This window comes from Clostridium sp. SGI.024 (assembly GCF_050315195.1).
Taxonomy (GTDB): domain Bacteria; phylum Bacillota; class Clostridia; order Clostridiales; family Clostridiaceae; genus Clostridium.
Map to the genome: position 1 here is coordinate 1 of NZ_JBNPON010000090.1, position 9,732 is coordinate 9,732.

The 9,732-nt window shown below is 28.8% G+C and carries 8 protein-coding genes, 6 tRNA genes and 1 riboswitch; of the genes, 12 read left to right on the top strand and 2 right to left on the bottom strand.

From position 1 onward, the window contains the following. Positions 1-125 precede the first annotated feature (125 nt). Positions 126-638, bottom strand: coding sequence for a spore protease YyaC (yyaC, locus tag ACQRD5_RS15860; protein ID WP_291631670.1), 513 nt, complete (start codon positions 636-638; stop codon positions 126-128). 109 nt (positions 639-747) lie between these two features. Between yyaC and ACQRD5_RS15865 the strand changes: the two genes are divergently transcribed. The 8 genes from ACQRD5_RS15865 (at position 748) to metK (ending at position 3,540) form a co-directional block, all read left to right on the top strand. Then, complete coding sequence (locus ACQRD5_RS15865; protein WP_291631668.1) at positions 748-1,194, top strand: hypothetical protein; 447 nt, start codon at positions 748-750, stop codon at positions 1,192-1,194. Between the two features lie 208 nt (positions 1,195-1,402). Continuing rightward, a tRNA-Tyr gene (locus tag ACQRD5_RS15870) sits at positions 1,403-1,487 on the top strand. 19 nt (positions 1,488-1,506) lie between these two features. Further along, positions 1,507-1,581: transfer RNA gene (locus tag ACQRD5_RS15875), tRNA-Thr, on the top strand. A 6-nt stretch (positions 1,582-1,587) separates the two neighbouring features. Beyond that, positions 1,588-1,672, top strand: a tRNA-Tyr gene (locus tag ACQRD5_RS15880). Between the two features lie 21 nt (positions 1,673-1,693). Further along, positions 1,694-1,769 (top strand) — tRNA-Val (locus tag ACQRD5_RS15885). Positions 1,770-1,774: 5 nt separating this feature from the next. Further along, positions 1,775-1,849: transfer RNA gene (locus tag ACQRD5_RS15890), tRNA-Thr, on the top strand. Between the two features lie 7 nt (positions 1,850-1,856). Continuing rightward, a tRNA-Tyr gene (locus tag ACQRD5_RS15895) sits at positions 1,857-1,941 on the top strand. 218 nt (positions 1,942-2,159) lie between these two features. Continuing rightward, positions 2,160-2,266, top strand: a riboswitch (SAM riboswitch). Between the two features lie 98 nt (positions 2,267-2,364). Then, entirely contained in the window at positions 2,365-3,540 is a 1,176-nt protein-coding gene (gene metK, locus ACQRD5_RS15900; protein WP_291629832.1) for a methionine adenosyltransferase, read from the top strand. A 37-nt stretch (positions 3,541-3,577) separates the two neighbouring features. Here the strand turns inward: metK and nagA are convergent, their stop codons facing one another. Continuing rightward, positions 3,578-4,708 carry an N-acetylglucosamine-6-phosphate deacetylase gene (nagA, locus tag ACQRD5_RS15905; protein WP_294170278.1) on the bottom strand — a complete coding sequence of 377 codons (1,131 nt, stop codon included), beginning with the start codon at positions 4,706-4,708 and terminating at the stop codon, positions 3,578-3,580. A 151-nt stretch (positions 4,709-4,859) separates the two neighbouring features. On the opposite strand from nagA, the gene recD2 reads away from it, so the two are divergent. The 4 genes from recD2 to hpf all read left to right on the top strand — a co-directional run bounded on the left by recD2 (position 4,860) and on the right by hpf (position 9,680). Beyond that, a complete protein-coding gene (gene recD2, locus ACQRD5_RS15910; RefSeq protein WP_291629836.1) occupies positions 4,860-7,091 on the top strand; it encodes an SF1B family DNA helicase RecD2 in 2,232 nt (743 codons plus the stop codon). A 10-nt stretch (positions 7,092-7,101) separates the two neighbouring features. Beyond that, positions 7,102-8,124: a hypothetical protein gene (locus tag ACQRD5_RS15915; protein WP_291629838.1), complete on the top strand. Its 1,023-nt coding sequence runs from the start codon at positions 7,102-7,104 to the stop codon at positions 8,122-8,124. After that, on the top strand, positions 8,097-8,741 hold the full coding sequence (locus ACQRD5_RS15920; protein ID WP_291629840.1) for a ComF family protein: 645 nt from the start codon (positions 8,097-8,099) through the stop codon (positions 8,739-8,741). Before ACQRD5_RS15915 ends, ACQRD5_RS15920 begins: the two co-directional genes overlap by 28 nt. Before the next feature lie 393 nt (positions 8,742-9,134). Next, positions 9,135-9,680, top strand: coding sequence for a ribosome hibernation-promoting factor, HPF/YfiA family (hpf, locus tag ACQRD5_RS15925; protein WP_291629841.1), 546 nt, complete (start codon positions 9,135-9,137; stop codon positions 9,678-9,680). Positions 9,681-9,732: the final 52 nt, after the last annotated feature.

Genomic DNA, 9,732 nt, shown 5'->3' on the forward strand with positions numbered 1-9,732 from the left:
TTAGTGGAAGTGTAGAATATATAATATATATTTTAGAAACTCCTAATGGGGTTTTTTTCTTTAATTTTATATTCTTCATTATTATATTATAAGACAACAACTTTTATATTAAAATTAAAAAAATTTTAGTGAGAGTAAGCTGATATAAGGGCTTTTGATATTACTTTAGCCATTTCCATAATTAAAAATAGTCTAATACTTCTATTAGTAAAAAAAATATCACTGTCACTAGAATCAACAATACCTATTATTGAGATTTGTCCAACTTCTGGCAGGGATTTTCCTACACCTTTTCCAGGATGAATTGGATAATCACGAATATGAATTTCACCTATAGAATCTTCTTCTCCTAAGCAAGCATCTATACCTATAATTAGTGCATTAGGGTGAAGTTTATTAATATAATTTAATTTATCTTCAATATTTAAAGCATGAATAGGAGATTGAAGTGTTCCAAAGACAGGTAATAAAAAATTATTTTCCACTAAAATACTACCTACAAGTGGACCAAGAGAGTCTCCAATACATTTGTCTGTACCTACACAAATTATTACAGTATTATCTTTTATATATTCTTTTATTTTATTAGCAATTTCCATGTAGGAATTATGATCATCATAATGTACTTTATGCTTCATTAAAATTCACCTCCTGATTATACCAATATATGTGGTAAGCAATTTAAATATAATAAAATGTATAAAAAAATATAAACAGGATAGTAATTAAATAAAGGTGGTGAACTATATGAAAAAGGTAATAATTTATATATTTACTATTATATTAGGTGCAAGTATACCTATTTATTTTTTACTTATTTGGGAGCCTCTAAAAAGTAAAGAGGTATTAAGTAATGAGATTTTTAGTGAAGATATAAATGAAAATAATACTTTAAATAAAAATAAAGATTTTATTAATGATTCTGTTGAAGTAGAAACTGTTTCATTAAAGCAAAGTATTTCAAATAGTTTATTTAATTATCTTGATAATGAGAGAAAAGAAAAGTTGAATGTAATTATGAAAAAATTATCTATTTTAGATTTAATAAAAATTAATGATTTTTTTATAGATAAAGACAACAAAGAACAAATAAAAAAAGGCGTAGAATTAGCTAAAAAGAGAATGAGTTCATCAGATTATGAAATATTTAAAGATATACTAGAGAATTCTATAAATTCAATTATTTTAGACTAAATTTAATAAATAAAATATAATAAATATAATTTTAAAAAAGATAATAGTATTAAATGTGAGGAAATGAAAGAAAAATAGAATAAAATAACTGTAATTCAGTTAAATGAATAAATATTAAACTTGAAATTAGTAAATAATAAATATATACTAGTCATTGTCAGTCGAGCGAGTAAAATCCAATGACTGAAAATAATAAAATAAATTTTATGGGGGAGTTCCCGAGTGGCCAAAGGGGGCAGACTGTAAATCTGTTACGTTTCGTTTCGATGGTTCGAATCCGTCCTCCCCCACCATTTAAATTTATTTGAATATGCTGGCATGGCTCAACGGTAGAGCAGCTGACTTGTAATCAGCAGGTTGTAGGTTCGATTCCTATTGCCAGCTCCAAAAAATGGGGGAGTTCCCGAGTGGCCAAAGGGGGCAGACTGTAAATCTGTTACGTTTCGTTTCGATGGTTCGAATCCGTCCTCCCCCACCATTTTAAATTTGATTTGTGTATGGAAGCATAGCTCAGCTGGGAGAGCATCTGCCTTACAAGCAGAGGGTCACAGGTTCGATCCCTGTTGTTTCCACCATATATGCTGGCATGGCTCAACGGTAGAGCAGCTGACTTGTAATCAGCAGGTTGTAGGTTCGATTCCTATTGCCAGCTCCATAAATAAGGGGGAGTTCCCGAGTGGCCAAAGGGGGCAGACTGTAAATCTGTTACGTTTCGTTTCGATGGTTCGAATCCGTCCTCCCCCACCAAAACAAAAAGTCGTATTTCATAAGAAGTACGACTTTTTGTTTGTTCATTTATTACGACTTTTTGAAATGAATAATAAAGATTAAGGGCATCTATAGTATAAATACAGAGAAGAAAAATAAGAAATATTTTTATAAAACAAATATTCAGAATAATATGTATTGTTCTTGACGAATAATTTTAAAAATGATATAATCTGAAAAGTAAAATTTGATATTAGTTCTTATCAAGAGAGGTGGAGGGAAAGGGCCCTATGAAACCCGGCAACCTACTTCATTCATTTGAGTGTGGTGCCAATTCCAGCAATATAATTTTGCAAGATAAGAAAAGTTATGATTTTTAACATCTCTTCTTATCGAAGAGATTTTTTATTATATAGCTAAATTTTTAGAATTAATATCAAAAAAAAGAAAGGAGATATTAATATGAAAAAATTATTTACATCAGAGTCAGTTACAGAAGGACATCCAGATAAAATTTGTGACCAAATATCAGATGCAGTCTTAGATAGTATCTTAGCAAAAGACCCTATGGCAAGAGTAGCCTGTGAAACTGCTGTTACTACAGGAATGGTTTTAGTTATGGGAGAAATATCAACTAATTGCTATGTTGATATTCCAAAGTTAGTAAGAGAAACTATTAAAGAAATAGGATATGATAGAGCCAAATATGGTTTTGACTGTGAAACATGTGCAGTTTTAACTTCTATAGATGAGCAATCAGGTGATATAGCTATGGGAGTAAATGAAGCTTTAGAATATAAAGCGGGAGAAAAGGATAATGTTGAAGCTGTTGGAGCTGGAGACCAAGGTATGATGTTTGGTTTTGCAACTAATGAAACAGAAGAATTTATGCCATTACCAATAGCTATGGCTCATAGATTATCAAGAAGATTATCAGAAGTTAGAAAAAACGGAACTTTAGCATATTTAAGACCAGATGGAAAAACTCAAGTTACTGTAGAGTATGATGATAATAAAGTATTAAGAATAGATACAATCGTTATATCAACACAACACAGCGAAGAAGTTTCTCAAGAACAAATTAGAAAAGACCTAATGGAACATGTAATAAAAGCTGTAGTTCCAGTTGAATTATTAGATGATAAAACTAAGTATTTTATTAACCCAACAGGTAGATTTGTTGTTGGTGGCCCACAAGGAGATAGTGGTTTAACAGGAAGAAAGATAATTGTTGATACTTATGGTGGATATGGAAGACATGGTGGCGGTGCTTTCTCAGGAAAGGATCCAACTAAGGTTGATAGATCTGCAGCATATGCAGCTAGATGGGTAGCAAAGAACTTAGTTGCAGCAGGGGTTGCTGATAAATTAGAAATACAATTAGCATATGCTATTGGCGTTGCTAAGCCAGTATCAATTGAAATAGAAACATTTGGAACAGGTAAGAAGTCTGAAGAAGAAATAGTTTCAATTGTAGAGAAGATATTTGACTTAAGACCAGGTGCTATAATTAGAGATTTAGACTTAAGAAGACCTATCTATAAGCAAACTGCAGCTTATGGACACTTTGGTAGAATTGATTTAAATCTTCCTTGGGAACAATTAAACAAAGTAGAAGAAATAAAAAAATATTTATAAAATATATAAATTAAGGAGCTGCTTAGGCAGCTCCTTTTTATACTAATACTTTTCCGCCAACTATTACATTTTTGATGTTAATATCTTCATCAAATAATAGTAAATCTGCATCATAGCCTTCTTTTATAAGGCCTTTTCTATCTTCAACTTTACAGTGTCTTGCAGCATTATAGCTAGCCATTTTAACAGCTTCATATAATGGAAGTCCAACGTTTTTATAAACATTATGAACCGCTCTATCTAAAGTAAGAATTGAACCTGCTAAGCTTCCACTTAATAATCTTGCAGCACCATCTTTAACTTCAACATCTTGACCACCTAAAGCATACATACCATCAGACATTCCACAAGCCATCATAGCATCTGTAACTAAAAGAACCTTATCAGGAGTCTTTTGGTTGTAAGCTATTCTAAGGGCTGGGTAAGATATATGTATTCCATCTGAAATAGTTTCAGTTGTTATTTCACTATCAAAAATAGCACCAACAACACCAGGTTCTCTATGAGCAAAAGGTGTCATAGCATTGAAAAGGTGAGTTGAGTGGCAACATCCACATTTAATTCCTTCCATAGCTTCGGCATATGTAGCTTTAGTATGACCTATAGAGCAAACAACTCCTCTTTGAGATAATTCTTTTATTAATTCTTTAGCTCCAGGAACTTCAGGAGCAATTGTGATAGATACAACTGCATCTTCAGCATCTCCAACCATTGCAGTATAGTTTTCTAAAGTTGGTGCAATTAAGAAATTAGGATTTTGAGCTCCTATAGCTTTTGGACTAATGAAAGGTCCTTCTAAATGAGCACCTAGTACGATAGCACCATCAGTTCCATTTTCCTTAGCTTCTTTTATAACTTCCATTGACTTTCTAATATCTTCTACAGCAACAGTCATTGTTGTTGGTGTAAAAGCAGTAGTTCCATGTTTTACTATTACTTTTGATATTTCATTAATTGCTTCAAAAGTACCATCCATAGTATCATGACCACCAGCACCATGAATATGAACATCTATAAATCCAGGAGATAAATATAATCCATTAGCATCAAGTACGTCAGTAGTATCAACATTAGTTGGATTTATTTCTTTTATCTTACCATTTTCAACTAAAACAGAACCTTTTTCTATTTTATCAAGATATATAATATTACAGTTTTTTATAAGCATATAAACACCTCCATAAATTTGAATATACATTAATTATAGCATATTGAAAATAATAGTAATTAAAAAATTAATCTTTAGTATGTATTAATTTAGATATATTATATAATAAAAATAGAAATTAATAAAAATATTTAGATTTGGAGAAGGTAACATGGAAGATTGTATAAATGGAATAGTTGAATCTATTGTATTTAAAAGTGACGATACTGGGTATGTGGTAACTAAAATAAGAATAGAAAAAGAAATAATTAGTGCAGTTGGAGTGGTTCCCTTTATAAAAGAAGGTCAACATGTTAAGTTAAAAGGACAATGGGTAGTTCATAAGCAATTTGGACGACAATTTAATATAGAAGAATATGAAGAAATACTTCCAAATTCCACAAAAGGAATTGAAAGATATTTATCAACAGGAATAATAAGAGGAATAGGACCTATTACAGCTAAAAGGCTAGTAGAAAAATTTAAGGAAAAAACTTTAGAAGTTTTAGATACAGATATAGATAAAATAAAATTAGTAGAAGGAATAGGAGAAAAAAAGTTTGAAATTATTAAGGAGTCATATTTAGAACAAAGGGATTTAAAGGATATAGTAATGTTTTTTCAAGGCCATGGGATGAGTACAAATCAGTGTATAAAGATCCACAAAAAATTTGGAGCTGATGCTAAAGAAATAATATTAGAAAATCCTTATATTCTTTCAGATGAAATTAGTGGTATTGGATTTATAACTGCTGATAGAATAGCAAAAAGTATAGGAATTGAACCAAATTCTCCTTTTAGAATTCAAAGTGGAATTAGATACATATTAAACCAATTTTCTGCCTCAGGTAATACATTTATGCCAAAGGATGAATTAATAAGAGAATCAAGTAAAATATTAGGTGCTACTTCTGAAATGGTTGAAGAAAGTTTATATAATTTATCTTTAGATTCTAAAGTAAAAGTTGAAAAAATAGAAGGGATAGATTCTGTATTTGCATTACCATATTATTATTGTGAATTAGGTGTAACTAATAGGATAATAACTTTAAGTATGGAGAATTTTAGAAGTATTAATTCAGATATTGAGTTTGAAATAGGAGTTTTTGAAAAAAAATATAGCATAAAATTTGCACCATCACAAAGAGAGGCAATAGTAGGGGCTTTTGATAATGGAATAGAAATAATTACAGGAGGACCTGGTACAGGGAAGACAACTATAATAAAAGCCATAATTGAAATTTATGAAAATAACAATATGAAAGTAGTTCTAGGGGCTCCAACTGGAAGAGCAGCAAAAAGAATGAGTGAATCTACTGGAAGAGAAGCTAAAACAATACATAGACTACTAGAAATGGGTGTTAGTGATGAAGGAAAGTCTTACTATAAGCTAGGCGAAAGTGAGCCGCTAGAAGCAGATGTAATTATTATAGATGAAGCATCTATGATAGATATAATGCTTATGAATAGTTTACTTAAGGCAATAAAATTAGGCACTAGATTAATTATAGTTGGTGATGTTGATCAGCTTCCTTCTGTAGGAGCAGGAAATGTATTAAAAGACTTAATTGAAAGTAAATTTATAAAAGTAGTTAGATTAAAAGATATATTTAGACAAGGAAAAGAAAGTTTAATAGTAACTAATGCACATAAAATTAATAATAGAGAAATGCCAATTTTAAATAGAAAAGATGGAGATTTTTTCTTTGAGAATAAGGAAGATGTTAATGAAATACTTAGGACAATAATAGATTTAATAAATAGAAGGCTTCCAAAGTTTAATACAGCTTGGGATAAATATAGGGATATTCAAATACTAACGCCTACAAGAAAAGGTATACTAGGGGTACAAAATTTAAATAATGAATTGCAAAATGTATTAAATCCAAAATCTCCAGGTAAAAAAGAAAAAGATTTAAAAGATGTTACCTTTAGAGAAGGGGATAAGGTAATGCAAATTAAAAATAATTATTCTTTAAAGTGGGTTAGAATAAATGGATATGGAGATAATGAAGGAGTAGGCGTATTTAATGGAGATATGGGCTTTATAGAAAGCATTAATGATGAAGAAAAAACATTAACTGTAGTCTTTGATGATGAAAGAAAAGTTGTTTATGATTACATATATTTAGATGAATTAGAATTAGCCTATGCCATAACCATTCATAAAAGCCAAGGAAGTGAGTTTAAAGTTATTATTACTCCAGCTTTTATGGGTTCACCTTTACTTATGAATAAAAATTTACTTTATACTGCAATTACTAGAGCAAAAGAATTAGTTGTGGTTGTTGGAGTTCCAAAAGCATTACAATATATGATTACTAATGATAAGAGTGTAAGCAGATATTCATCTCTAAAAAATAGAATTGTAGATATTACTAGTAATGAAATATTCACTGAGTAGGAGAAGTTAAATGTTAGATAATATATTAATTAACGTGAAAGAGTTTAATAATTGTGTATCTAAAATAAATAAGTGGTATAATAAGCAATCAAAAATTTTAAATATAATAACCAATCCATATAATACAGCATTAATTTTTATTAATATTATTAAGATGTCAATTAAAGAAAATAAAAAGGTTTTATATGTATGGAATGGTGAAAAATGCAAAGAAGAAATATTAGTAGAATTAAAGAAAGAAAAATTAAATTTTAAGTATTCTTGTAATAAGGAATTAGATGGGTCTGAAAATTTAGTTTTTATAAATTCTAAAAATATTAAAGATGTAAAAAATTATTATGATATTTGTATTATTGATGATATAAGTGAATATTCTATAGTATCAAAGGAAGAGATTAGAACTGGATTAGAGTATTTATATATTTATGCTAAAAGAATAATATCATATTCAATAGATAGAGTAGTTAATATGGGAACAGCTTTTGAAATAAGTGATTTAATTAGGAGAAATGTCTTTGTAGAACCTAGAATAATAACAACTAGGGTTAAACTTGATGAAGATATTCCATATACTTTATATGACTATTTAATATGGTTTAAGAATAATAAGAGAAAAGTAATAATTTATATTCCAACTGAAGAAAGGATTCAGAAAGTATATAATTACTATACTAATGAAATAAAGATAAAGGATGTTAATGTAATTAAACTACTAAAGGGAGAATCAAAAAAAGAATTAGATACTATTTATATTAACAAAAATAAGAGTGCGTTTATTATTACTAATTATATAAGAGAATATTCTTTAGGGACAGAGGGTATTGATATAGTTGCATTATTTGCTGATGAAGATTTTTATAATTATAAAAAAATCCTATATTTCTGTGCAGATGTAGGAAAAAATATTAAAAGTAAAAATATAGGCGAGGTGCTACTAGTGGCTAAAGATATATCAGAAGATATGGACTTAGCAAAGGAAAGAGCAAGGAGATATAACAAAATTATATGGGAAAATGGATTACTAAAATATTAATTTCATTGAAGGATGAATTGTTAGATATTATTTATCCACCTAAGAATAGTTGTATAATTTGTGATAGTGAATTTATGGGTATATGCCCATTATGTAAAAGTAAGATAAAAAGGGTAAAAGAATTTGATAAAGTTCATTCTTATGGATATTATAATGGAGTTTTAAAAAAACTTATATTAGAGTTTAAGTATAATAAAAATTTTGTTGCAGGTTCAATATTAGTAGATTTTTTATGCAATATGATTATAGAAAATAAATTTGATATAGATTTTATAGTTTATATACCTAGTAGTAAAAAAGCAATAAGAGATAGAGGCTTCAATCAATGTGAATATTTAGCTGAAGAAATAAGCAAGAATTTAAGTATTAGTGTATGTAAGGATATAATAAAAAATAAAAATATAAAAGAGCAAAAGCTATTATCAAAAGAAGAAAGATATAAAAATATAAAAGGAGCCTTTTCTTTAAAAACTGATAAAAACATTAAAAATAAAAAATTACTGCTTTTAGATGATGTTATGACAACAGGAGCAACCTTATATGAATGTGAAAAATTGCTTAAAGAGAGCGGGGCAATTTCAATAAATATATTGACAGTTGCTAAAAGTTATATATAATAATAGAGTAAAGATAGGTCTGTGGATGAAAGTCGATGCTAGTCGCAGGCAAAACGATCCACGTAAGCTTAGAAAAATTCTAAGTGAGCATGGTGCGGTGTAGAAGTAAGTCCTACCAAGTAATTGAGAGGGTTAGTAGTGAGGGGTTAATTCCTAGTAGCAAAAGCTCCAGTAGGCGAGTGTGGGGGCAAAATCCAGGTCAGCTATTTTTACTTAATTAGCTATTAGTTTAACTGATGGCTATTTTTTTTATTTAAGACAAAAAAGTTAACATTCTGAAAATTATGGAAAATAGTATTGATAAAAACGATTACTGATAGTATAATATACTCATAAACAAATATATAATTCTACTGTTTAAGCTTTAAGCTTATAGAGAGGGGATGAACTTTTATGAGAGTTTCAGTAATAGCAAAAAATACTACAGCAACACCTGCATTAAAGGATATGGTAGAAAAAAAGTTATCTAAGATTAAGAAATATTTTAATCCTGATGTTGAGGTTAAGGCTACCTTATCAGTGCAAAAGAATAAACAAAAGGTAGAAGTTACAATACCTTTTAATGGAGTTATACTTAGAGCAGAAGAATCAACAGAGGATATGTATAAATCAATAGATTTAGTTATCAACAAATTAGAAAGACAAATTAGAAAGCAAAGAACAAAATTATTAAAAAAGAGTAATGAATCTTTAAGATTCACTCAAATTGATGAATTTGCTTTTGAAAATGAAGAAGATGCATTAGAAGATGAAAATGGAAAGATAGTTAAGACTAAAAAGTTTAGTATAAAACCTATGTCAGTAGAAGAAGCTATACTTCAAATGGAGTTAGTAGGACATAATTTCTATGTATTCCAAGATTTTGATGGAAATAATGTAAATGTTGTTTATAAGAGAAAAGATGGAGACTATGGTTTACTAGAGCCAGATTATATTTAATTATTGAATATTTATGGTAAAATACTAAGAGAAGTGTATAAACACTTCTCTT

What these genes read in the sequence shown, in the direction of transcription:
- nagA (WP_294170278.1), bottom strand. Translation starts at nt 4,708, where the DNA reads ATGCTTATAAAAAACTGTAATATTATATATCTTGATAAAATAGAAAAA.
- recD2 (WP_291629836.1), top strand. Translation starts at nt 4,860, where the DNA reads ATGGAAGATTGTATAAATGGAATAGTTGAATCTATTGTATTTAAAAGT.
- ACQRD5_RS15920 (WP_291629840.1), top strand. Translation starts at nt 8,097, where the DNA reads ATGGGAAAATGGATTACTAAAATATTAATTTCATTGAAGGATGAATTG.
- hpf (WP_291629841.1), top strand. Translation starts at nt 9,135, where the DNA reads ATGAGAGTTTCAGTAATAGCAAAAAATACTACAGCAACACCTGCATTA.
- metK (WP_291629832.1), top strand. Translation starts at nt 2,365, where the DNA reads ATGAAAAAATTATTTACATCAGAGTCAGTTACAGAAGGACATCCAGAT.
- ACQRD5_RS15865 (WP_291631668.1), top strand. Translation starts at nt 748, where the DNA reads ATGAAAAAGGTAATAATTTATATATTTACTATTATATTAGGTGCAAGT.
- yyaC (WP_291631670.1), bottom strand. Translation starts at nt 638, where the DNA reads ATGAAGCATAAAGTACATTATGATGATCATAATTCCTACATGGAAATT.
- ACQRD5_RS15915 (WP_291629838.1), top strand. Translation starts at nt 7,102, where the DNA reads ATGTTAGATAATATATTAATTAACGTGAAAGAGTTTAATAATTGTGTA.